The sequence below is a fragment of the Verrucomicrobium sp. BvORR034 genome, assembly GCF_000739635.1.
Classification (GTDB): domain Bacteria; phylum Verrucomicrobiota; class Verrucomicrobiia; order Verrucomicrobiales; family Verrucomicrobiaceae; genus Verrucomicrobium.
Genome location: NZ_BATQ01000141.1, coordinates 84,003 through 107,534, shown reverse-complemented (window position 1 = coordinate 107,534; position 23,532 = coordinate 84,003). Strand labels below are relative to the sequence as shown.

The following is a 23,532-nucleotide window of genomic DNA, read 5'->3' as shown; positions in this document are numbered from 1 at the left end:
GCGCAGACTAGCGTGGAATGGGAAAATGTCGAGCCGCAGGGCGGGAGGAGGATGTCGGGACAAGAAGAAACTGGCGCAAAGGGGGATTTTGCGCTTTGGTGGGCGGTTCGCGGCCACGTCAGGTCCGCGGTTCCTGCCCTGTGAAACTCCATCGTCACCTCATCGAACAAATCATCGCCACCCTGGCGGAAATCTTTGCGCGGGGGGTGCATGCGGACAAGGCCATCGAGCGGATGATGAAGGCGCATCCGAAGTGGGGCGCGCGGGATCGACGCTTTTTTGCGGAGACGTCCTACGAACTCGTCCGCTGGTGGCGCTGGTACTGGTACCTTGCCGGGTTGCCGGATTCGGAGTACAACAAGGTGGAACTGCTCAACGACGGCAAGGTTTGGCGGGTGTGGGCCGCCTACTGGATGGTGGAGCATGGTGAGGCACCGCCCTTTGCCGAATGTCGGGGCTCTTGGAATGCCACCGTCAAGTCCAGGTATGACGCGGACGTCCTGCCTGCCATCCGCTTCTCGATCCCCGACTGGCTCCAGGACCGTGGCTCCAAGGAGTTTGGCAAAGAGTGGCCGGAACTGATGAAGGCGCTCAATGAGCCCGCCGACGTCTTTCTGCGTGCCAATACGCTGCGAATCACCCCCGTAGAGCTGCAAGCCCGGCTCGAAGGCGAGGGCGTGGAATCCCATCGTGTGAAGGGGTTGCCCGATGCGCTGCGATTGAGCGTGCGCAAGAACGTGTTCACCACCCAGGCGTTCAAGGACGGCCTGTTTGAAGTGCAGGACGCCGCTTCCCAAAAAATCGCGCCGTTTCTGGAGGTGGCCCCTGGTCAACGGGTCGTGGATGCCTGTGCAGGGGCTGGCGGCAAGACGCTTCATCTGGCCGCCCTCATGCAGAACAAGGGTTCCCTGGTGGCCATGGATGTGCATCAGTGGAAGCTGGACGAAATGCGCCGTCGTGCCCGCCGCAATGGCGTGAGCAATGTGGAGCCTCGTCTTATTGAAGACACCAAGGCCATCAAGCGTCTCGCGGACAAGGCGGATCGCGTGCTGCTGGACGTGCCTTGTAGCGGTCTGGGGGTGATCCGCCGCAACCCCGATGCGAAGTGGAAACTGAGCGAGGAGGAGCTGGAGCGTCTCCAAAAACTCCAGCAGGAGATTCTCGTGAGCCACTCCCGCATGGTGAAGCCCGGTGGGAAAATGGTATATGCGACCTGTAGCCTGTTCCCCAGCGAGAATGACCGGCAGGTGCAAACCTTCCTCGCCGCCCATGGTGACGAATGGACGCTGGAGGAGGAACTCAGCCTCCGGCCGGATCGGGAGGGCTATGATGGGTTTTATGCCGCGAGATTGGTGAGGCAGGCGGCTTTGCCGGGTTGAAGGGGCACAGCCGTCCCGGCTGTGAGTGGGGCCGGCATCTTGCCCCGGTGGGGAGATTCTATCCTCACACGAAGGCACAACGGCACAAAGATCTGGGGGGCGCAGACTGGCAGTCTGCTGTGTCGCCGATTGGCAATCGGCACCGAGCAAGAACCGTTGAAGATGAAGTCCGACTACTGACCTGGTGCGGTGACCGTCACCGTCTGTGTCACAGAGTTGTTTCCACGATTCGTGTCGTGGAGCCGTTTTGCTTCATCGACAACCAGCCTGAACTCGTAGCTGCCCGGCGCAGGAGCGCTCCAGCCGGCACCTCGAGTCAGGGTTTCTGTTCTGCCCGGCTCTGGCAGATGCAGCGGTTCCTCCAGCCAGCGTTCGCCATTGATGTAGAGGCGAATGGTGGTTTCACGATGTCGGGCGGCGTTGGTGCCTGCATTTCGCAACTCCAGCTCTGGCACCACCACCTGGCCAGGGCTCACCGATGTGCTGGAGAGTCGAAGCTCCACGGCAAAGTCCACTGGCGTGGTGTCAGGCCGCCGTAGAAACGCGAAGATGCTGATCGCGCAGACGAGAAGGGTGAGGGGGATGCGCCAACGGAGCAGGGTATCAGAGGTGGCCATGGTGGAGTAGGGCGTCTCACAACATTGCGGCGAGGTGTTGACCCAATCGACCATGCCTTTCGTTCTGCAACGTGATCCGTGAAAAATTGACATCCCTTGCCTGGCGTCTGTATTCTTGGCGCAGATCGATTTCTGCCATGTTCGACCGCGAAACGTTGCTTCGAAACTCCAGGATCATTGTTCTGGTTTCTGCTCTGTCGTGGCTTGGGGTGATTGGGTTTGGCATCTGGCAGTGGTCGCTTTGGACCGAGCCAAAAGTGCAGGTCACGGTGGTGGGATTTGGTCGCGCCGAGTCAGATGGAAAGGACGGCTACCGTGCGCACTTCCGTCGGGATGGTGATCCGCTAAAAACCATCTCTTCTAATGTGGTCACGGCCGAATCGGGCTACGAGATCGGCCAGAAGGTGACCGTGGTGCTGGACGAGGGCGGCCGGATGGCCACACCGGTCGAAATGTCTCCAGCCTTTTTCGTGCCGGTTGGGATCCTCGCGCTTTCTGCCTTGGTCACCACGATGATTGGAGTGGGCATGTGGATTCTTGGTAAAAGGATGGTGCGGAAGGGGTAAAGGGGATCAGTTGAGATGGCAAAGGTTTCGCGGCGAAAGGCGAATCAGATCAAGGCGTGACAATTGCAGGGTGATGCTTTTACCATGGGGCAATGAAATGGCCCCGTCTCACGGTTGCGCTCTGGCTCGCCATGGTCTCGATGCCATTGTTGGCAAAGGAGATTCACGAAGCTGCTCGCATTGGCGATCTGACCACGCTCGAACGGTTGCTCGCGGAAGGCCAGCAGGTCGATGAACTGGAGGATCGGTTGGGCGTGACAGCCTGGCAGATTGCGTCTTACCACGGCAGGCGGGATGCAATTGACTTGCTGGCGAAGGCGGGAGCGGATGTGCAGCGGCCTTTTCCTGATCCCGAGGAGATTGTGGACCGTGTGCTGGTCCAGGCCGTGAAGAAGAACGGACCTGGGTTTGCCCTGCTGGCGGCGAGAGATGGGAAAGTGCTCTACGCCAAAGGCTACGGGTTGGCGGACCTGGAAAAAGGAGTGCCCATCACCCCGGACACAGTGTTTCGTATTGGGTCGGTGACCAAGCAGTTCACGGCCACGGCAGTGCTGCTTTGTCAGCAAGACGGCTTGTTGAGCCTCTCGGATCCTCTGACCAAGTATTTCCCAGGCTTTCTGGATGGGGACAAGATCACTCTGGCCCATCTCTTGTCTCATCGCTCAGGCATCCGCAACTTCACCTCGTTTCCCACATTTTCTGAACAGGTCACCGGACCGCGGACGCCTGAGCAGGTCATCGCCAGCTTCCGTGACATGAGTCTGGAGTCGGAGCCGGGCACTCGCTATGCCTACTGCAATTCGGGGTATGTCTTGCTGGCCGAGATTGTGAAGCAAGCATCGGGCGAAAAGTACGATGACCTTCTGGAGCGGCGGGTGTTTCGTTCTGCACACATGTATTCTACTGGGGTGCATCGGCCCGAGCTTGCCTTGCGAGGCGAGGCCCTGGGGTATGCCAGAGGTGAGGGCGGAAAGGCGGGCTGGCGACGGGCTTTGGATTGGCACATGTCTCAAGCCGGTGGCGCAGGGGAGTTCTTCTCCACCGTGGGGGATCTCTACCGATGGAACGAAGCGGTCTTCAACGGGAAGGTTCTGTCGCCCGAGTCTCTAAGAATGGCGCATCGTCCCACGGCACCCAAAGATGAGGTCGGCGCGGAGATGACCGGACTGGCGGCAAAGTACGGCTACGGTTGGGTTGCGGATGAGGAGCGGGGACTGCCCAAGATCCTGCACACCGGTGGGTTGCCCGGCTTCTCTTCGATCCTGATCAGGTATCCCGCGCAGAACTTCACTGTGGTGGTGTTTTCCAATACTCTGGAATCAATCGGAGGTCAGAACCCCAGCGCCCTTGCCGGGGTGGTGGCCCGGCAGCACCTCTGGCGAGAGATGGCGGCGCAGCCCTGTTTCCGCGAACTGCCTGTGCCTGAGGGCGTGCATCTCACGGACTACGCGGCACCGTTTGATTTTGGCGGACTGGGGGTGATGAGGTTTCGCGCGAAAGATGGCCGGCTCGAAAGCAAGCTCGCGGCACAGTCGTGGTTGGCAGTGCGTTACCTTGGGGTGGATGAATTTCGCAATGATGGTGTGGATGCCACGTTCGCCTTCCGGCGTGATGAAAAGGGCGTGGTGAGTCAGGTGAAGCTGCTTCAGCGTGGCACAATTTTGGAAGGCGAGCGCTTTGACGAACCCGAGACCGGCAAGCTCTCGCGTGAGGCGCTGGACGCCGTGGCTGGCAGTTATGAGTTGCCGTTTGGCCAGATTCACTTCCGCGTGGACAACAAGAGCGGCGACTTGAGAGGTCGGGTGAAAGGGCAGCAGGAGTTTTCCTACTATCCGGTGAAGGGCGACGATGGGCGCTTCATGTGCAAAGCCGTCCGGGCGCAAGTGATGTTCCTTCGCCCTGATGGTGCGAAGGAAGGTCCTGCTACAGGGCTGATCATCCAGCAAGGCGGTGGGATGGTGCCAGGACGGAAGGTCCAGTAATTCAGTAAACCAGTGCGTCAGTGCGTCAGTAGGCAAGGTGTTGGACGGGATGTTCCCTTGAGTGCAGGCCTCAGCTTGCGGTTGTGGATTCCCACTTCGCCCCTGATCTCAAGTCTGATGTCTGATGTCTGGTGTCTGGCAGTCTGGTGTCTTTTACTCGTATTCCCACTTCTGTGCCCAGGGGTCGCCCATGGTTTCCTGAAACTTCTTCAGGCGGGCTTTGTATTCTTCGAGAGTCTTGGCGAAGGCGGGGTCGGTGGCGAGGTTCTTGGTTTCGTCCGCGTCGTACTGCATGTCATACAGTTCGAACGCGGGGCGATGGATGTATTGTCCGACGGTCTTCTGGCCGTAGGGGGCGTTTTCGCCTTTCTTGAGCTGGGCCTGCCAGGTGGAGGCTGCCCAGAGGTCGGTTGAAAAGGGGAAGGGCAGGGGGTGGGCGATGTTCCAGATGAGCTTGTACTTCTGGTCCCGTACCACTCGCATGGGGTAGTACATCTGCACCTCGTGGAAGGTGTGGGAGGCAAAGATCTCTGTGCGGGTGGGATCATTCTCCTGACCCAGGATGTTGAGCCAGGACTTGCCGTGATAGGCGGGGTAGCGTTTGCCGCGGTTCTCATACTTGGAGATGCCGCGTTCTTTCCAGAAGGCGTCGGCATCAACAGGTTTGATGGGGGCGTTTTTCTCCCGATCCAGACCGCCTGCAAAGTCGAGCATGGTCGGGGTGAGATCGGTATGGTTGACGAGCGCGGCGTTCTTGATCCCGCGCTGTTGTACGTAGGGATTCCGGACAATGAGGGGAACCCTGAGTCCGGGCTCATAGACGGTGGTCTTGCCACCTGGGAAAGCCATGCCGTGGTCAGACGTGATGATGATCATCGTCTTGTCATACAATCCCGCGTCTTTGAGCAGCTTCACCAGGTGGCCGATGCCGAAGTCCACCCGGGAGACGCTTTGGTAGTACTGAGCGAGTTCAGCGCGGCTCTCGACGGTGTCGGGCAGGAAGTGGGGAACAATCACGTCTTGGGAATCGTAAAACACTTCGGTGATCCCCGGGATGCTGCCGCGGTTGGGCTTGTTGCCGAAGGCATTGGGACTGCCCTCAATGTCCAGCTGCGGTCCGCCACGATGAGGGTCAGCACTGGCGATGTAGGCGATAAAGGGTTTGTCGTCTTTGGCCGTGATAAACTCACGGGCATTCTCCATCAGTTCGCGGGTATTACGTCCCTTCTCCGCCACCATCACGTCGTAGGTGAAGATCTCGGTGGGGGCGACATGGTGCTTGCCAAAGATGCCCGTGCGGTAGCCCGCTGCCTTCATGACCTGCGGCAGGGCCAGGGAGACGACGTTGGGGTAGCAGGAGAAGTGGCCGGTGTCGTGCTGGTGCCCATACTGGCCGTTGGCGTGATTGTGCAATCCCGTCATGACGACAGAGCGGCTGGCGCTGCAGCTGGCCGTGGTGGCGTAGGCGTTCGTGAAGAGGGTGCCATCGGCAGCAAGGGCGTCGATGTTCGGTGTCTTGATGGCCTTGCTTCCATAGCAGCCCAGCTCCGGGCTCATGTCATCGGCGATGAAGAAGACGATGTTTTTCTCGGCAGCGAATGAAGGCGATGCCAGAAGCAGCGCGACAAAGGCTGAAGCCAGTTTCAGGCAGGACGAAATGAGGGGGCGCGAAGGCATGGCGGGTTAACGAAAGGAGAGTCTAGGTATTTCACTTCAGGCACGCTTTCGTGACGCATGGAGTGACACACCTCTATGGTCACCTCAGGCAGACTGGAACGATCCCAATCCAGCGGGCTGAAGGGGCTACCGCCGTTCGAACCGCAGTCCTGGATTCTGCGTACGAATTCCCGGTACGGCATGAGGAGGGCGAGGCCCTGCCGGGATGGTCGGCATTTTGCTGAATGAGGTGTCGCCAGGGGAGGCAATGATGCCTGACAGCCTCACCCCATGGGCTGTGAATGCGTGATAGGTGCCGGCGGGCAGAGGCGGGGCGATGACGCGAAATTCACTGCCCCGACCCTCTCCAGTAGGGGGAGGGGAAGGTCTTGGTCGCGGAGGTTCGGCAGCGGGAATGAGGGTCACCATCGCTGCAACCACAAGCATCGCATAGGTCAGGGCCGCTTTCATGACACAGAAAGGGGTGATCTGGCAAGGATACCATGTCAGATCACCCCCTGTCACGAGTCAACTCGGTGGATGACCCTTCAATCAGGCCAAACTTTTGGGCGGGACCACCTCAATTCGCCCAGTCGTTGGCTTTGAGCCATTCGCCCACGCGCTGGGGCCAGTCGTTCACGGGGTTGCCGGATTTTTTCATGCCGTAGCCGTGGCCGCCCTTGCTGAAGATGTGGAGTTCGGCGCTGAGGTTGGCCTTTTTGTACTCCAGATAGACCAGGGCGCTGCCTGCAGGGGTGATGCGGTCGTCATGGGCATGGACAAGGCAGATGGGCGGAGCTTGGGGACCGACTTTGATCTCGGGCTTGAGCTGGAAGTCGTTTCCTTTCTCAGTGAGGTAGGCGGGGTAGACCGGGATGGAAAACGCCGGGGTGGCGTCGGCCACGTCCAGAGCAGGATCCTGCGTGTAGGTGCGCTCATTGGGGTGCAGGGTGGACATGACGCAGAGATGGCCGCCGGCGGAGAAGCCGAGGATGCCGATCTTGTCAGGCTTGATGCCCCACTCTGCGGCGTGTTTCTTGACGAGGCCCATGGCGCGCTGGGCGTCCTGAATCGGTTCTTTGCTGGGGTCGGTCTCGCTGCGCTTGGGCACGCGGTACTTGAGCAGGACGCCGGTGACGCCCATGGTGTTGAGCCATTCACAGACTTGGCTGCCTTCGTGCTCGATGGCGAGGATGCCGTAGCCGCCACCAGGGCAGACGATGACGGCGGTGCCGTTGGGCTTTTCCGGGCTGTAGACCGTGATGGTGGGCTCTGTGACGTTGGTCACGCGTTTGACGTCGCTCTCATTTTTGGGCGGGATTTCCTTTTCCGCATCCATCTTGAAGCCCTCTTTCTCAGGCGCTCCTTGGGGCCAGAGCTTGAGGGTGGGCCGGTCCGCAGCCATGGCAGCGGTGGAGAAGCCTGCGGCGATGGCCGTGGCCAGGGCGAGGGGGAGAAGTCGGTGAGGGATGATGCTCATGCGGGGAGGGTACGGTTGGAGGCGGAAGTTTTCAGTTTCAAGTTTTCAGTTTTCAGTGATGCCTGTGAAAAGGATCGGGGTTTTGTTTTGCGAATGGGCTGCGAGTTGCGCGCATCTCGTCTCGTAGGGGTTGGAATGTCGATTTTTCGTCTTTCCTCATTGGTGATCCCTCTTCTCGGGGCGGGGGTGTTTCTAGGTGCCAAAGTTCATGCGGACGGTGCGGCTGACCCGGTGGCCGCGAATGTCGAAAAGGCCCACGCCGAGGTCTGGCGTCGTTTCATGGATCCGTACCATCTGCTGCTGGACTCCACGGAACTGGACGGGAAGTACGACCGCCCCACGCCTGAGGAGTGCCGGGAGGGCAAGCCCAATGCTCTGGCCTGGTGGACGCCGATCGAGAACGGCGCGATGTTCAATGGCTCCTATATGGAGGCGGCCTGCCTCCGGTGGCAGCAGTCCAAGACCGAGGAGGACAGGGTGAAGGCCCGGAAGGTGTCTCAGGGGTTGATGCTCCTGGCCTCCGTGAGCAAGGTTCCGGGGTTCATCGGCAGAGGGGTGGCTTCCGACGGAAAGACGCCTTATCCCATGGGGTCGAACGATCAAACCTCCCCCTGGTTTTATGGGTTGTGGCGCTATGCGGACAGCGGCATCCCGGAAGCTGCGGAGCGGCAGCAGATCATCGGGAAGATGGAGGAGGTCGCCACGGCTCTGGAAGCAACCGGCTGGCTCATGCCGTGCAATCCTCCTGCGCCGTCACCTTTCCGCGGTGACTATTCGCCCTTCACTTGGGAAGGGGCACCTCGTCTGCTCTTCCTCTGCAAGGTGATGCACCACCTCACTGGCAAGGCGAAATGGGATGCGCTGTACCAGAAGCTGCTGCGGGAGAGCGGTGGCAATCCCGCGTGGACCCGTTTGCAGCTCTGCGAGGCGGGCATGCACTTTGACAATGAGAAGCACCGCCAAAGCTGGACCGGGGCCAGTGGGGTGACGGTCTTGCGCGGGCTGTGGGAGCTGGAGCAGGATCCGGAAGTGAAGGCGGCCTATGCGCGTGGACTGGCCGCCAGCGCCGCCGTGGCGGCACCTGGCCTGGAGATGCATGCGAAGTTCAAAGTGGACGCCCCTCAGAAGTTTCACCATGATTGGCGGGTGCTGAACCAGTGGTGGAGACCTCAGCACTCCGAGCAGGAGGCGGTGGATGTGGCGATTCTTCAGGTGAAGGAACTGGGCAAGCTCTCGCCCCAGCGGTATCAGGAGCATTCGTTTGTCCGCGAACCGTGTTACGCCGCCTGGGTGGTGACTCTGTGCCCTGACACCGCTGTGGTTACGGCGCATCGCGATGCCATCCGCGCCGTGCTGGGGCACTACAAGTATGACCGGCTTTACTACTCCCAGTTCTTCCCGGTGGAGGCGGCCTGGTATCGGCTGCGGCAGCTTCCAGCGGCTGAGCCAAAGTCGTAGGCGCGTTGCGCTTTTGGTTTGTTGCGCAACAATGGCACATGGAGAGCCTCCCTGCCAAAAAGCGTGCCTGGATCTGGCCAGCGGTCATCATGGCCGTCTGTCTGGCCGTTTACGTTGCCCGCGCGGTGGCCTTTCATCCGGACATTCTGACCCTGGATGAGGAGCGCTATCTGGATTGTGCCAAGCGGATCTGTGCGGGCTATCTGGTGACCGATGACAACCCGGACTTTGTGAATGGACCAGGGTACCCTCTTGTACTGGCTCCGTTTGTGAAGGCGGGGCTGCCCCTCTACTGGGCACGGGCCATGAATGCGGTGTGGATCGGGTTGTGCGGGGTGTTGTTGTTTGCCACCATCCGCCATTATGCCAACATTCCCTGGGCTGTGGCAGGGGCTCTGTGGACCGTGTTGCAACCCAGTTTGATGAGGTTGGGGCCCTTCCTCATGTGCGAGGCATTCATGATGTTCTGCGTGGCGGCTTTTGTCTGGACGTTCTGCCGGGCGCAGCGGGCGGAGACGCGGGTGTTCTGGCATTGCTTGCTGGCAGCGGTGGCACTGCTGGCCATGGTGATGACCCGGGTGATGTTTGGCCACGTCACCACGGTCATGCTGATCCTGACACTGCTGGCGCTGCCCTTTGTGAAGAAGCTGCGCCGCCCTGTAGGGCGTACTGCCCTGATCATGGGACTGGGGCTGACCCTGTGCCTGCCCTATCTTGCCTACACGAAGGCCAAGACCGGCAAGACATGGTGCTGGTCCACCAACAGTGGAGAGCTGTTGTACTGGGTGACGAGCTCAAACCCCGGGGAAAACGGCTTTTGGTACTGTGAGTACGATGCTCTGAATCATCCGGACCTGGCCCCTAATCACCGGGCCTTCTATGAGCGGGTGATGAAGCTCCCGGTACTGGAGCGCGAAGCGGCCTTTACGGAGAAGGCCAAAGAGAATTTGCGTACGGTGCCTCCGCAGCGCCTCGCGTACAACTGGCTCTGCAACGTGTGCCGCATGGCCTTCGGATTTCCAAGGGCTTTCATGACAGAGGAAATCTCTCGCGGCGTCATGGTGGCATTTAACGCACCACTCCTGCTGCTGTTGCTGGCGGCCAGTGTGGTCTGGCTGATGCGACCCACATCGGTGTCTGCGGAGATCCCTCTGCTGGGGCTGGTGGCCCTGGTGTATCTGGGGGGGAGTACGTTGCCGCCGGCGTTGATCCGCTATGCCATGGTGGTGACGCCGCTCGAATGGGTGGTGGTGAGCGCGGTGCTATGGCGGAATGTGGAGGTGAGGCTGAGGCCGGTCGGCTTCGCCGGAGACAAAAGACGAGAAGACGAAAGACAGAAGGCCTGAGATCCAGAAGTGGCCTCTACAGGAGGGATACCTATGTTTGAAGACCTGGACCAGATACCGTGGGCGAGTCTGCACCATGCGTATGGAGTGGCGACCGATGCACCGACTTGGATTCGCGCTCTTGATTCAGAGAGCGAGGATGATCGGACGGAGGCCATCGGTCATTTCCTCTGGAGCAGTGTGTTTCACCAGTCCACGCTCTATTCCGCCACGCCATACGTCATTCCGTTTGTCATCGAGGCCTTGGGCTGTCCCAATCTGGCAAGTCGTGCCGATGGCCTTGGCAAGCCAATGAAACATGAGTTGATGCGGTTCCTGCAGTGCTGTGCCAAGGCCGGGGAGCCTGAAGGAAGGGACGCAGGAACACCTACGGTCGCAAACGCTGTCAGGGAGGGGAAGAAGACCTATGTGAGGTATCTTGAGGACTCGGATCCGGGCATGCGAGACACCGCGCAATGGCTTCTCAAGTTCTGTGAGCTGGAAAGGGGATCTTGGATCTGGGACAGCGGTGAAGGATAGGAGGCTGGCCGGAGTTGCCACGAGGCCCGAGGTGATGGCGGCACGGGATCGATTGACAAGAATGCCAGGAGCGTGTCACGAAGGCGTCGATCAACCCTATGTTCGGATTCTTCAAGAAAAAGACCCCAGTACCCGCGAAAGCCGTACCTCCACCGCTCCCCCCTTTGCCAGTGGCTGCTCCTGTTGCAGATCCTCCTCCGGCACGCCAGGGAGAGAATGTCTTTCATCTCAATCAAGAGCTGGTTCCTGAGACGGAACTGGAGCAACTCCTCTGGAATGCCAAGCGGGGGCACGCGACCTACGAAGAAGTGATCAATGGCTTCCTCCAGTCCCAAGTGAAGATCCTGGACACAGAGTTCGACCCCGCTCAGAGAAATCTTTTGCACCGCCCTTTCCTACAGTACGGGCCCCACAACGAGACGCTGCTGGCCCTGTTCACCACCACCACCCGTGCGGATCTGCATCGTCAGCGACACCCGCAATACCGCTGCCTCAAAACCTTGAGCGCGGTCGCCGTCATTCGGTCGCTGCCTCCTGACATGGGGCTGGTGCTCAACTCTGGCTGGAAGGTCGGATTGCAACTGGGACCCGCTGAGGTGGCCGAGATTCGGAGTCAGATCCTGTGATGCCGGGGCAGGGATTGCCGGGTGAGACAAGCGCTCGCTTCTACTGTGAAACGAAGGGAACAGGGATGACGCCCATCACGATCATTCCCCAGCCGCACCACCTGAGTCAAGGCAGATGGAACCTCCTGCGTGACAACGACGGGGCTTTGTACCTGCTGGTGCAGTGCGAGGCCTCTTTTGTGAGTTTCGAGCGGCTGGTGATGCTCGATGAGATCGAGCTGGAAGATTATCGGGGGCTGGGGTGGCTGTCGCTCCAGCATCTGGCATCACGCATCAGCTACTTCGCGACCCAGTATGCCGATCGCAGTGTCACTGGTGAGCGGCTACAGAGGGCTTTGGAGGTAACGCGTTCCGGGTCTGCCAATGACTCGTAGGGCGGGGGCATCTTGCGTACGCCGCAGAGACCCCGTCCGTGGGAGGAGCCTAACCTCGCCGACTGGGTCGCGGATTAGGGGATGATTCACTGAGATGCTCAGGATGGATGACCAAGTAGGGTTGGGGGCGAGCAAGTGGCTAGCTAGAGTTATCCAATTATGGAAATTATTGGAACGGACGGGCGTCGCCCGGGTGAAACGCTGTTCCAGATGACTTTTCACCGTATGGACCATCAGGTTCGGTGATCTAGGTGGGGACTATTAGCTGTGGTTATGGTTATTCTATGTGATTATAAATGCATATATCATGCTCACGATGAGCTGGTAAGCGACCAAGAATAGGGCCTCAGGTAAAGTTATATTATTTAAGCGCTGCAAATATTCTTTATGAACTAAGTGCATTTTTACGAAAGTTATTGCTTTTGCGTTTCATGGCTGCCATATATTGCTCCTGTGAGAACGCTCGCAAAAGTGGCTATCGTATTTGGAACAAGGCCGGAGCTTATTAAGCTGGGTCCTGTGGTCCGTGAGGTGGAGCGCGTGGGGATGGAGGCTTGTGTGGTGAACACCGGGCAGCATTCTGATCTGCTGACCCCTCTACTGGGACACTTTCAGGTGAGGCCCAAGTATGATTTGGCCACGATGGAGCCTGGGCAGTCCCTCAATCGCCTGGGCGCACGCATTCTCGCTGGAGTGGATGAGGTGCTGACGAAGGAGCGTCCCGATGTGGTGCTGGTACAAGGAGATACCTCCACGGCGCTGATGGGGGCGATGGCGGCGTTCAACCATCGTATTCCGATCGGTCACGTGGAGGCAGGGCTGCGCTCTGGCAATCCCATGAACCCTTTCCCGGAGGAGATGAACCGCCAGATGATCTCCCGCATGGCGACCTTCCACTTCGCCGCCACGGACAACAATGCTCGCACCCTGTTGCGTGAAGGGGTGCCCGCAGAGCAGATCTACATCACGGGCAACCCGGTGGTGGACTCCCTGCGGCAGACGCTGGTGATGAGCCGGCCCAAGGGAGAAATGGTGGACATCCTGAACCGGGTGGGACAACGCAAGATGGTGCTGGTCACCACCCATCGGCGGGAGAACTTTGGCAGCACTATGCGCGGGCACCTGCGGGCGATCCGCCGCTTTGCCACGGCGCATCCGGAAGTGTGCGTGGTCTTTCCTGTGCACCCAAACCCAAATGTGCGTGAGGCGGCGATGGCGGAGCTGGCCGGGCATGACGGCATCGTGCTCACCCAGCCGGTGGGCTATGCGGATTTTGTGCACCTGCTTTCCCATGCCTGGCTCATTGTCTCCGACTCGGGTGGGATTCAGGAAGAGGTGACGGCACTGGGCAAACCCATGCTGGTGCTGCGCAACAACACCGAGCGGCCGGAGGCGGTCGAAGCCGGGGCCGCCCGTCTGGCGGGTGAATGTCCGGCGAATCTTCACCAGATGCTGGAGGCAGCGATGACGGACATGGAGTGGTTTGTTCGCGCCAGCCATTGCCACAGCGTCTTTGGCGACGGGCACAGCTCCCGTCACATTGTGGACATCTTGAACCAGCGCCTGGTGCGCGCCGTGCAGGAGCTGCGTCTCGCTGCCTGATCGGTCCCTCCCAACCTTTTCCTCAACTCAAACTGCCTGCGCCATGTCTTTGCAGCCTGCGAGCGTCTCGATCGATCTGGACAACCTGTGGTGCTACTTGAAGACGCAGGGGGAGCCGGGGTGGGAGACATTTCCCTCTTATCTGGACCAGGTGACGCCGCGCATTTTGCAGAGGCTGGAACGGGCGGGGATCAAGGCGACGTTTTTCATCGTGGGGCGGGATGCCTCCCGGGTGGAGAACTGGTCGGCGCTGCGCTCCATCGCGGACGCTGGGCATGAGATTGCCAACCACTCCTTTGATCATGACGTCTCACTGTCCGGATTCTCGCGGCATGAGTTGCACCGGGACTTCTCACGCAGTGAAGCGGCCATCCAGGATGCGACCGGGCAGATGCCGATTGGTTTCCGCGGCCCGGGCTTCTGCATGTCGGCCTTGATGAAGGAGGTGCTTTTCCATCGTGGGTACAAGTACGATGCCTCGTCTCTGCCCACCTTTCTAGGGCCGGTGGCGCGGTTGTACTTCTACTTTTTCTCAAAGCTGTCTGCGGAGGAAAAGAAAAAGCGCTCCAGTCTCTATGGCGGCGTGGCGGGGGCGTTTCGCAAGCTGCGTCCCCATGCCATTGAGGGGGACTTCATGGAAGTGCCGGTGACGACCATGCCACTTGCGAGGGTGCCCATGCATCTGAGCTATTTGCTATTCCTTGCACAGCAATCAGAGGCTTTGGCCGGGCTGTACTGGCAGACGGCAGTGGGGCTCTGCCGGGTGGCCGGGGTGGGTCCCTCCCTGCTCCTGCATCCCACGGACTTTCTGGATGCGAACGATGTTCCTGAGATGGACTTCTTCCCCGCCATGCGGATGCCTGCCGACCGAAAGATGGCGATGGTGGACCTCACGCTGCAATCCCTGACGTGCTATTGGCAGACGGGGACGGTGGCGGATCACGCGCAGGCGCACCTGCCTGCGGAGGCGCTGCGTCCGCTCTTTGCCGAAGAGGTGCCGGTAACGGCCTCTTTCAGTGCCTGATCAGGGGCCAGTGTTGCGGCTGTCATCCTTCGATCTGGAAGCGCATCATTTCTTTCTCACAACCCCCCCCCTTGCCCACCTTGAAACCCTACTCCCACACGGTGAACTCCTCCACCCAGACTTCCACTCCCATCCGGGTGGTCCTGCCGGCCTACAATGAGGAGAAGGACCTGCCGCGTTTGCTCGACCGGCTGCAGGTGTCGCTGGATGCCTTGGACCGGCAGTATGAGATCATTGTCGTGGATGATGGCTCAAAGGATCGCACGGCGGAGATTGCGGAGGCTGCAGCCGGGCGCATGCCTGTACGCCTGGTGCAACATACGGTAAATCAAGGGCTGGGGCGGGCCATGCAGACGGGTCTCTCCGTCGCGGCTGATCTGGGTGGCGTGGTGGTGACCATGGATGCGGACAATTCTCATGACCCCTGCTACATCGCGGAGATGGTGGCAGTGCTGGAGCAGGAGTCGATGGGGTTGGTGATCGCTTCACGATTCCGGCCTGGCAGCCAGGTTCAGGGGGTGCCGTGGCACCGACGGATGTTGAGCTGGGGTTGCTTCCTGGCCATGAAGCTGGTGTTGCCGTACAAGGGTGTGCGCGATTATTCGACAGGCTTTCGAGCATACAGTCCGGAGGCCATTCGGGCACTTGTGGAAAAATACGGCGACCGCCTCGTGGAGGTCAGCGGCTTTGCCTGCATGTTGGAGATACTGGCGAAGCTGCGCACGGTTGGAGCGCCTGCTAAAGAGATTCCTTACACACTGCGCTATGACGAGAAGCAGGGGGTGAGCAAGCTGCGCATCATGCGGACGCTCAGGCAGTATGGTTCTGTTGTGGGACGCTTCTGGATGCAGGTGCCTGCCGGTGCGTGGCAACGTTCTTTGTTGTTGATGGTGGCGGATGTTTGAGTTTGTGCTTCAGTGCCTCCAATACTAACGAGGCATCCTGTGACGCAATTTTCTTTCCCTGAACCCGTGGCGAATGCAACAGCCGCGCCGGCAGCAGCCGGTTCAAGCCCACAACTCGACAACAAAGGTGTACAGCCCCGGACCGTGGCCGTCATTGGTGGCGGCATCGCAGGGCTGGCCTGTGCGCTGCGACTGGCGGAGGCTGGCCGGCAAGTCACTCTGATTGAGGCTACTGAGCAGCTTGGTGGCCTTGGTGGCACCTGCGACTACGACGGACGCACCTTCGAAAAATTTTACCACTGCATGCTGCCGACGGATGGGCCGCTGCTGGAGCTTCTCGCGGATCTTGGATTGCGCGACGAGGTTTACTGGAAGCCCACCACCTTTGGTTATGCCAGTGGGGCGACAATTTTCCCCCTCAACAAGGCACTGGACCTGCTTAAGTTCGCGCCTTTGGGTTTTGCGGATCGCATCCGTGTTGGTCTGACGGGTTTGCAGGGACGACGCATCTCCAGTGAAGGTTTGGATGACATCACAGCCGTGGAATGGCTAACCAAACTCTCGGGCCGCAAAGCCTTTGAGGTATTCTGGAAGCCGATGTTGCAGGCCAAGTTTGGTGATCGCTATGAAGCGGTGCCTGCATTGTGGTTCTGGTCGCGGTTCAATCGCGAGAAAGGGGATAAAAAGGGAGAGGTGAAGGGGTACATCCGCGGAGGTTACCGGAGGATCGCGGAAATAATCGGGAAGCGCATCACTTCTCTGGGCGGCGCGGTGCGTCTCCGTGAGCGAATGGTCATGCTGGATCTGGACCGGTCCGACCGGCCGCTGGTGGTAACCTCCCGCGGTGAGGCGGTGTACGACCAGGTGGTGATTACCACCCCGTGGCAGGGCATTGACCGCACATTGGGCGCGAACCTTCGCCGGGCGTTGCCGCCGTTGGACATGAACATTGACTATCAGGGGGTGACGAATTGTCTGCTGTTTCTGCGGCGTCCCCTGAGCCCGCACTACTGGGTGGCCACCCCGGAGTCCACTTATCCCTTCGATGGGGTGATTGAGACCTCCAATCTCACAGAGGAGACTGAGCGTGGAGCCCGTCATGTGGTGTACCTCACGAAGTATATGCACCGGGAGGATCCCCGTTTTCGCGAAGACGAAGACCTGCTTTCGATCGAATGGTGGGTGGCCTTGAAGAAGCTTTTCCCTGATCTTCGGGACCAGGATCTGGAGCGTCGTCAGGTGTTCCGTGCCCCCTTTGTGGAGCCCTTGTACACCACCGGATACAACGCCCGCCGTCCTCCGGAGGAGTTGGTGGCAGGCCGGGTGTTTCTTTCCAACACCGCTCAGGTGTATCCCACGGTGACCTCATGGAACGGGAGCGTGACGCAGGCAATCAAGACGCTTGAGCGGGTCTTGGTAGATTGCTAGTGGGTGGAAATAATGGGGGATAGGGCTGTGGAGAGTTGATACTGGAGATGTCGTGGACGTGCTGTGGCGTTTGGTCGCGTGTTCCTTCGGCGCCATGAGCCGATGGGGACCATCGGACTGCGCCGCAGCGTGGCTGCAGGTGTAGTCCGGACGTGCCGTTCGGTTCTGAGAGCGGAGGGATGACGCGGGAAATGCCGTAAACCTGTCAGACCCTCCACACCGTCATCCGGAAATTGTTCTGGCGGCGGAGTGAAGGTGCGGGGACTTGTGACCCCGCTGAGAACTAAACTGAACCGGCGGGACGCCGGTAGCACGCACCGGATGGAAGCCGGTGTCATTCCGCCCAGTTGGAGGCGGGGTAGCTGCCGAGAATCTTGATGGCATCGCCATCGCTGACCACCTCATCGAGGGCGGTCTTGAGGTTGTCGTCGTTGCAATGCCCGGTCACCTCAAGGAAGAAGCGGACGTGGCTCTGGGCGGCGGACTCATCGGAAGGAACGGGGCGGTTCTCGATCTGGCGGACGTTGATGCCTTGTTTGACGAAGGCCTCAAGGATCTCCAGCAGGGTGCCGACGCGATCTCGGGCCGTGACCATGAGGAGGGTGTGATCGTTGCCGGTAGGGGGGGCTGGACGCCGTCCTAGAATGATGAAGCGGGCCTGGGAGGCGCTGTCATCGATTGATGTGGCGATGATCTTCAGCCCTTGCAACTCGGCTCCGAGTGCGGTGCCCAGAGCAGCGGAGTGCGGGTGCTCACAGGCAAAGGCCGCAGCCTGGCTGGTGGAGGGGGCTTCGCGAAGTTCGGCGTCGGGGAAGTTTACGGCAAGCCACTTGCGGCACTGGGAAATCACCTGCGGGTGGCCGTAGATGTAGTCCACCGTATCGCGTGGGCCGTTTGACATGAGGACGGTCTCCGTACGCCAGAGGAACTGGGCGTAGATCTGCAACGGAGATTCTACCAAGTGGTCCAGCGTGTGATATACGGCACCTTCCGTGGAGTGTTCGATGGGGAGCACCCCGTAGTCGGCCTCTTGCGTGGCGACGCGCTCAAAGACGTCTTCTGTGCTGGCTTCTGGGAGATAGAGCACGCTGTTCCCAAATCGGCTGATCGCGGCCTGATGGGTCCAAGAGCCCGCGGGGCCAAGAAAGGGGATGCGCAGATCTTGCTCCAATGCCAGGGCGGCAGAGATGATTTCGCGATAAATCGCCCGGATGGACTTCTCCGGCAGGCGGCCTTTGTGCTCCTTGTTGGACTCGACCAGCTTGCGCAAAAGACGCTCTTCACGGTCGGGGGCGTAGATTTCCAGGCCTTCCTTGCGTTTGATCTCGCCCACGTGGTGCACGAGATCGGCCCGTTCGTTCAACAACCTCAGCAGCTGTTGATCTACGTGGTCAATGTGTGTGCGTACCTCTTCTAGTGTCATCGTGTGCGGAAAATCCGCCACGATTAAGAGCAAGGCTTTGCAGGGAGGAAAGCAGAAAATGCATGAAGCTGAAACAAGTGTGGATCAGCAGGCCTGTTTAGGGTGATGTCGGGGTGGGATGGGTTGCTCCCGTGGGGTTCTTCTCAGGGCTGAGAGGGGGTGGCCGGTGCGTCAGTGGGCAGTGCGTCAGTGGTCAAGGTGTTGGAGCCGACGCCCCACGGAGAACGTGCTTCAGCTTACGGAGGCATTGGTGCTTGGTAGCGTCCACGGCACTGTGGGGTGGCGACGGCCTCCGCTGAAAACTTGAAACTGAAAACTTCTGCGAAGCAGGCCTCTTACAGCCCCAGCTCCATGGCGTTCTCGGCCTTTTTCTCTTTTTCCTTGGCCTCGGCCAGTTCTGGGCTGGGGCTTTCGACGGTCTCCTCGGGGGTGGGGAGCTTGACGCGGCGGAGTTCGGCGGCGTTGGGGAGGTCGTCCAAGTGGCGGATGCCGAAGTGATCGAGGAACAGATCGGTGGTGGAGAAAAGCAGGGGGCGTCCGGGGAGATCGGCGCGACCGTCAACCTTGAGCAGGTTGCGATCCAGCAGCTGCTGCACCATGGCGTCCACTGAGACTCCGCGGACGGCTTCGATGGCGGACTTGGTGATGGGCTGGCGGTACGCGATGATGGCCAGGGTCTCCAAAGCGGGAGCGCTGAGCCGGGCTGGCTTCTTGCTGGGGTAGAGGGCGCGGCACCACTCGCCGAACTCGCCGCGAGCGCAAAGTCGCCAGCCAGCAGTGCGCTCGATGACCGTGAAGGATCGGCCATCCTGCTCGTAGTGGGCGACCAGCTTGTCCAAGGCTTCTCGCACTTGGTCGTCCGTGGCCGCCTCCATGGCAGCCTTTTCCTCGTCCACCTCGACGTTGTTTTCCTGGGCGAACTCCTTGGCCTCGCGCGCGGTTTCCCGGATGGCACGGCCCATCTCCACAACAGAGAGAGGCTCTTGTGTGGCGAAAAGCAGGGCTTCAACGATCCGGGTAAGGTCCATGCGATGCGCGAGGTGAGGGGAACGGTGAATGTGGGGAGCGAAGGACAAAGTTCAAGTTTTGATTTCGCTGGGACCAAGAGACGATTTTAGAGACAGGATTAACAAGATTCTGGAGGAGATTAACAAGATGGGGAGAGGGGCTCCGTTGGAAGACACCGGGGCGTTTTAGACGGAATTAACAGAATTTACGGAATGAGGGGGAGGGGTGGCTGGGTATGAGGCAAAGGTTTGCAAGGTCGTGTTGGTTCAGGTCTGGGGTCTGGTGTCGCCCGCCTTTCAGGAGGGAAACGAAAAGCCCCTTCCGGGTGGAAGGGGCTGTGGGGGAAACTTAGCGAGACTTGGTAGCTCGGGCTCAATTCGCTGTCGCCACAAGAGGGGCGGTGGAGCCGGCGACCGGGGGCGACCAGGAATCCACGATTTGGACCGTGGTGCCGACGGGGGCGCGGTCGAAGATGAAGTGGGCGCTTTCCAAGGGCATGCGGATGCAGCCGTGGGAGGCGGGATAGCCGGGGAGTTCACCTTCGTGCATGCCGATGGGCATTTCACCCACGCGCATCCAGCCGGGAAGGGGGCACTTGTAGATGGTGGAGATCTTTCCTTTGCGGATTTTCTCGGTGATCTTGAAGGTGCCACGCGGGGTCATGCGGGGACCGCGGCCGGTGGAAATGGGGGTCTCAAAGGCGATCTGGCCGTCCTTCACGAGGAAAGCGCGCTGAGCACCAATGTTGACCACGATGCGGAGATCCGAGTGTTCGCGGTCCAGCACGTCCCGATAGTAGCGGGGGGCGTCCTGCACGAGCTTTTGGGTCTTTACTTCCAGCTTGTCGCCAGCACGGGTGTCGCGCTGAAAGAAGGAGGTGAACTTGCCACCGGTGGGGCGGCCGACGCTGACGCCGTCATCCGCCTTGGCGGAGGCCCCGCCGAAGACGAGGGCGAGCATGGCGGCGCTGAGCAGGGCTTCCTTGAGGCCGCGGCCTTCCACCTCAGCGGCGTCGAGCAGGATGTAGTGGTTCTGGCCGGCGGCGGCACCGTCATGCCAGGACTGTCCGGGCAGGGAGGAGCGCATTTCTGCCATGGTGCGGCTGTCGGCAAGCCAGATGCCCAGGAAGGAAACGCCCACGCCCTGAGTCTCAGGATGCTGGCGCAAAGTGAGCAGGGGGACGGCCTCACCTGCAAAGCCGAGGGCGGCGATGCCGGCCATCTCGCGGACAGCTTCGGTGAAGACGCGGGCCAGTTCCTCAGGTGTGCCGAGGAAGTGCTCGTCCAGCAGGGCGTCGGAAACTTCCTGCATGACTCCAGCCCAGTCGAAGTGGCTCATGGCGGGGCGAACATTGATGTGGGGCTCACCCGATTCCTCATCGCTGGAGACCTGAATCAACTGCAGGCTGCTTTCTTCATGCAGCTCGCCGTTGAACTGGACATCGCCGTTGTCGAGCAGGAACTCGCCAGCGCGGGGGGCGGCGAAGTGCTGGAAGACCTTGAACAGCTGACCCGCTGCGGGAGCGGTCGTGTCGAAAGCATTAAAGGACAAATCCTCTCCTTCACCCGGCAGCAGCGCGGCCGGAACGAGGATCGAGAGAGAGGTGGCGGTGGTAGCAACGGCGGACATGACGGTAGGGGTGAGAATGGCAGAAGTACGCAGGTGAGAGCAGGAACTTTGCCCTACGCACTGTTGTAGAGTGCATGTCAACCAGAAATTGTCTGTGACAGGGCAGTTGGAAGTTGAAGTCGTTTGCGCGGAGGGAGGCCGCTGGCGATCTGGTGAAGCAGTCCCTTCGCCTGCAGGGGAGACAGATGGGGGAAGATGGAAAGCATACGTGCGAGCAGGGCGGCGGCCCGGGGCGCGGCGAAGCTGCTGCCGGAGGCGTCGCGACGGATCCCGCCCTTCCATGGAACGTTCACATTCACGCCCAAGGCGGCGAATTCTACCAGAGTGCCTGGCTGGTTGCGGAAGAGGCACTCCCGCTCCGGCGTGGCGAGCATGTTGACGGTGATGACTGAGGTGAAATCTCCGGGCCACTCTGCACGTCGGAAGTCTTCGTTGTTGCAGGCGGCCACGACGTGGTGACCGCTGAGGTAGGCGCGGTCCACCCAGGATTTGAACATGAGCACCTGCGCCTTGAGCCGGGCACCGAAGCTGCAGTTCAGGATGTGGTAACCACGCTCGATGGCAAGCTGGGCACCGAAGCAGATCATCTCACTCTGGGACTGATTGCGCAGATCCAGAACGCGGAAACTACCGATCTCTGCCTCTGGCGCGATCTCGTGCAGGATGCCTGCGACGGCGGTGCCGTGGCCGAAGACATCCTCGCCTCCCGCCGGGGCGGGCACCGCCTCCAGTCGGCCGTCTTCCTCCACGATGACGAGGTCATCGGCGCGGCGCACCTTGGCAAGATCCGGGTGGCTCCATTCCACTCCGGAGTCCAGCACGGCAATGCGAATGCCATGGCCGCGACCACGGCTCATGGCGGCGGCGGCTTGTTCTGGTGTGATCCACGAACCCACGATGAATAATCGACGTGGGAGGGATTAGCTTTCATCCACGCCGATCGCGGCGCAGAGAAGTTTGTGATCCAGCAGGCGACCGAGCAACCGGGTGAGGAGGGTGACTTCCTCCATCGCATCGGGTTCGAATGCAGGTGGCTCCGGTGCCTCCTGATTCGCCTTGGTGCGGTAGCAGGCGATGAGCCCACGCATTTGGCCGGAGATGAAAAACGGGGAGAGGATGCGGCTGCAGACGATCACGCCCAGCACTTCGTCCAGCTTGCTGGCACCGGACGGGTTGGAACTGAGGTTGTTTTCACAAAAGGCCTGTTGGGTGGCGAGGACCATGCCGGCGACGCCACTGTCGACAGGCATTCTAAAGCTGAGCAGGCGTCCCGAGACGGGGCCCTCCTGATGGGCGCAGAGGAGGTTGCGGCCGGAGGTGTCCATGAGCCAGATCACGCCCTCGTGAGCTCCTGCATCGCGGAAACAGTCGTGGATGAGCCGCGTCATGAGGGGGTCCAGAAACTCCTGGAGATTGGCCGCGCGGATGAGCCCGGCAAACTGGGTGACGCGTTCCTCAATGGCCGGAACAAGCGGCACCACCCGCGGCTCCGGCAGCCAGCGCATGGTGGTGGTGGTGGAGAAGTCGCCGTAGGCGGAGGACATGAGGGGAGTCTAGTCGGGAACCGCGTGGGCGTAAATCGGGAATTGTGGGGTCAGGGCTGGGAGGGCGATGGAAGGACAGGATTAACAAGATTTGGAAAGATTGACAGGATGGAGAGCTCGGGGGCGGCGATCACGGCGGAGGGAAATGAGGGTGAAGGCGAGTATGACCAGCATGGCCCGCGAAGGCTCGGGCACGGTGTCGACGGAGAAGCCGACGTAGGCGTAGTTGGCTCCTCGTCCCGGGGTGACGGAGGAGGTGGTGTTGTCTCCCCAGTACACGCGGGAGACGGCGGTGTTGTCGATCTCCGTGCCTTCATACCCGGAGGCGGTGAGGGTGCCGTCGATGTAGAAGGAGGCATTGCCGAGCACCGGATCGTAGACGATGCGGTAGTCGTGAAAGCCGGAGGAGACGGTATAGGTGGAGCCGGCGGAGTAGAGGCGGACCAGGGTGTTGCCGGAGGCATCGTTGCCAAAGTACAGGCCGTACAGGGTGCGCTTCTGGGTGCCATTCACCACGACGCCCTCATTGATGAGGAGTGTGCACCACGCGTTGTTGGATAGCGCTGTCGCTCCAAGGGGATTGGGGGGCACGTACTGGATGGAGGCAGAGAGTTCCCAGCCGGTGGTGAGAGCCTGGGTGAGCTGCGGGCTGGTGAGGTTCTGATTGTAGGTCAAGGCATTGCCTCCCCCGGGCTCCATGACCTGCCAGGCATTGGTGGAGCTGGAGGTGACGGCCTGTCCTGTGCCTGAACCAGTGAGGGCTGACGACCAGCCTTCGGTGGTGGGATTGGTGCTGCCCTGGTGGCTGAACAACAGGGTGGCACCCTTCAGGGCAGGACAGAAAAGCCCAATCCAAAAAAGAGCGAGGGGCAAAAGGGGTTTCATGGACTGACCGCGTCAGCAGCAGCCATGCCCGGGGAACCCGGAGGTCAGCGGAGTATCGGAAGAGGTGACAAGCGACGGTGT

Annotated in this window: 22 protein-coding genes; 12 read left to right on the top strand and 10 right to left on the bottom strand. The window is 60.4% G+C overall.

Annotated features, from left to right (window positions below; translation table 11 throughout):
* The first annotated feature begins 140 nt into the window (after positions 1–140).
* Positions 141–1,379, top strand: coding sequence for a methyltransferase domain-containing protein (locus BV034_RS24800; protein WP_050029652.1), 1,239 nt, complete (start codon positions 141–143; stop codon positions 1,377–1,379).
* Between the two features lie 173 nt (positions 1,380–1,552).
* On the opposite strand, the gene BV034_RS24795 is transcribed toward BV034_RS24800, so the two are convergent.
* On the bottom strand, positions 1,553–1,996 hold the full coding sequence (locus BV034_RS24795; protein ID WP_265593435.1) for a CARDB domain-containing protein: 444 nt from the start codon (positions 1,994–1,996) through the stop codon (positions 1,553–1,555).
* A 137-nt stretch (positions 1,997–2,133) separates the two neighbouring features.
* Between BV034_RS24795 and BV034_RS24790 the strand changes: the two genes are divergently transcribed.
* Together BV034_RS24790 and BV034_RS24785 are read left to right on the top strand one after the other, a co-directional pair.
* Positions 2,134–2,562, top strand: a complete 429-nt coding sequence (locus tag BV034_RS24790) for a hypothetical protein (protein WP_050029650.1) — start codon at positions 2,134–2,136, stop codon at positions 2,560–2,562.
* A 92-nt stretch (positions 2,563–2,654) separates the two neighbouring features.
* Positions 2,655–4,544, top strand: a complete 1,890-nt coding sequence (locus BV034_RS24785; protein WP_050029649.1) for a serine hydrolase — start codon at positions 2,655–2,657, stop codon at positions 4,542–4,544.
* Between the two features lie 153 nt (positions 4,545–4,697).
* On the opposite strand, the gene BV034_RS24780 is transcribed toward BV034_RS24785, so the two are convergent.
* The 3 genes from BV034_RS24780 to BV034_RS24770 form a co-directional block, all read right to left on the bottom strand.
* On the bottom strand, positions 4,698–6,221 hold the full coding sequence (locus BV034_RS24780; protein ID WP_081888086.1) for a sulfatase: 1,524 nt from the start codon (positions 6,219–6,221) through the stop codon (positions 4,698–4,700).
* A gap of 126 nt (positions 6,222–6,347) precedes the next feature.
* Positions 6,348–6,671: a hypothetical protein gene (locus tag BV034_RS24775; RefSeq protein WP_050029648.1), complete on the bottom strand. Its 324-nt coding sequence runs from the start codon at positions 6,669–6,671 to the stop codon at positions 6,348–6,350.
* A 109-nt stretch (positions 6,672–6,780) separates the two neighbouring features.
* Positions 6,781–7,680 carry an alpha/beta hydrolase gene (locus tag BV034_RS24770; RefSeq protein WP_050029647.1) on the bottom strand — a complete coding sequence of 300 codons (900 nt, stop codon included), beginning with the start codon at positions 7,678–7,680 and terminating at the stop codon, positions 6,781–6,783.
* A gap of 135 nt (positions 7,681–7,815) precedes the next feature.
* Between BV034_RS24770 and BV034_RS24765 the strand changes: the two genes are divergently transcribed.
* The 9 genes from BV034_RS24765 to BV034_RS24725 all read left to right on the top strand — a co-directional run bounded on the left by BV034_RS24765 (position 7,816) and on the right by BV034_RS24725 (position 16,962).
* Complete coding sequence (locus BV034_RS24765) at positions 7,816–9,138, top strand: hypothetical protein (RefSeq protein WP_265593434.1); 1,323 nt, start codon at positions 7,816–7,818, stop codon at positions 9,136–9,138.
* 38 nt (positions 9,139–9,176) lie between these two features.
* Positions 9,177–10,484, top strand: coding sequence for a hypothetical protein (locus BV034_RS24760; RefSeq protein ID WP_050029645.1), 1,308 nt, complete (start codon positions 9,177–9,179; stop codon positions 10,482–10,484).
* A 33-nt stretch (positions 10,485–10,517) separates the two neighbouring features.
* The gene (locus tag BV034_RS24755) at positions 10,518–11,003 is read left to right on the top strand and encodes a hypothetical protein (protein ID WP_050029644.1); all 486 of its coding nucleotides are present in this window, start codon (positions 10,518–10,520) and stop codon (positions 11,001–11,003) included.
* A 170-nt stretch (positions 11,004–11,173) separates the two neighbouring features.
* Entirely contained in the window at positions 11,174–11,629 is a 456-nt protein-coding gene (locus tag BV034_RS24750) for an SseB family protein (RefSeq protein WP_265593433.1), read from the top strand.
* Between the two features lie 65 nt (positions 11,630–11,694).
* Positions 11,695–12,003 carry a hypothetical protein gene (locus BV034_RS24745; protein WP_050029642.1) on the top strand — a complete coding sequence of 103 codons (309 nt, stop codon included), beginning with the start codon at positions 11,695–11,697 and terminating at the stop codon, positions 12,001–12,003.
* A gap of 471 nt (positions 12,004–12,474) precedes the next feature.
* Entirely contained in the window at positions 12,475–13,605 is a 1,131-nt protein-coding gene (gene wecB / locus BV034_RS24740; RefSeq protein ID WP_265593432.1) for a UDP-N-acetylglucosamine 2-epimerase (non-hydrolyzing), read from the top strand.
* A 43-nt stretch (positions 13,606–13,648) separates the two neighbouring features.
* On the top strand, positions 13,649–14,629 hold the full coding sequence (locus BV034_RS24735) for a polysaccharide deacetylase family protein (protein ID WP_050029640.1): 981 nt from the start codon (positions 13,649–13,651) through the stop codon (positions 14,627–14,629).
* A gap of 80 nt (positions 14,630–14,709) precedes the next feature.
* On the top strand, positions 14,710–15,534 hold the full coding sequence (locus BV034_RS24730; RefSeq protein ID WP_265593431.1) for a glycosyltransferase family 2 protein: 825 nt from the start codon (positions 14,710–14,712) through the stop codon (positions 15,532–15,534).
* A gap of 144 nt (positions 15,535–15,678) precedes the next feature.
* On the top strand, positions 15,679–16,962 hold the full coding sequence (locus BV034_RS24725) for an FAD-dependent oxidoreductase (protein WP_265593430.1): 1,284 nt from the start codon (positions 15,679–15,681) through the stop codon (positions 16,960–16,962).
* Between the two features lie 334 nt (positions 16,963–17,296).
* On the opposite strand, the gene pheA is transcribed toward BV034_RS24725, so the two are convergent.
* From pheA to BV034_RS36395, 6 genes are all read right to left on the bottom strand, one after another.
* Entirely contained in the window at positions 17,297–18,385 is a 1,089-nt protein-coding gene (gene pheA / locus BV034_RS24720; protein ID WP_009960305.1) for a chorismate mutase, read from the bottom strand.
* 335 nt (positions 18,386–18,720) lie between these two features.
* Positions 18,721–19,413 carry an SMC-Scp complex subunit ScpB gene (scpB, locus tag BV034_RS24715; protein ID WP_050029637.1) on the bottom strand — a complete coding sequence of 231 codons (693 nt, stop codon included), beginning with the start codon at positions 19,411–19,413 and terminating at the stop codon, positions 18,721–18,723.
* A gap of 352 nt (positions 19,414–19,765) precedes the next feature.
* Positions 19,766–21,022: a L,D-transpeptidase gene (locus tag BV034_RS24710; protein ID WP_050029636.1), complete on the bottom strand. Its 1,257-nt coding sequence runs from the start codon at positions 21,020–21,022 to the stop codon at positions 19,766–19,768.
* A gap of 77 nt (positions 21,023–21,099) precedes the next feature.
* Entirely contained in the window at positions 21,100–21,879 is a 780-nt protein-coding gene (locus BV034_RS24705) for a S8 family serine peptidase (RefSeq protein ID WP_265593429.1), read from the bottom strand.
* Between the two features lie 63 nt (positions 21,880–21,942).
* Positions 21,943–22,566 (bottom strand): GAF domain-containing protein, encoded by a 624-nt coding sequence (locus BV034_RS24700; RefSeq protein ID WP_050029634.1) that lies wholly within the window; start codon positions 22,564–22,566, stop codon positions 21,943–21,945.
* An 81-nt stretch (positions 22,567–22,647) separates the two neighbouring features.
* Positions 22,648–23,451 (bottom strand): hypothetical protein, encoded by an 804-nt coding sequence (locus tag BV034_RS36395; protein ID WP_050029633.1) that lies wholly within the window; start codon positions 23,449–23,451, stop codon positions 22,648–22,650.
* Positions 23,452–23,532 lie beyond the last annotated feature (81 nt).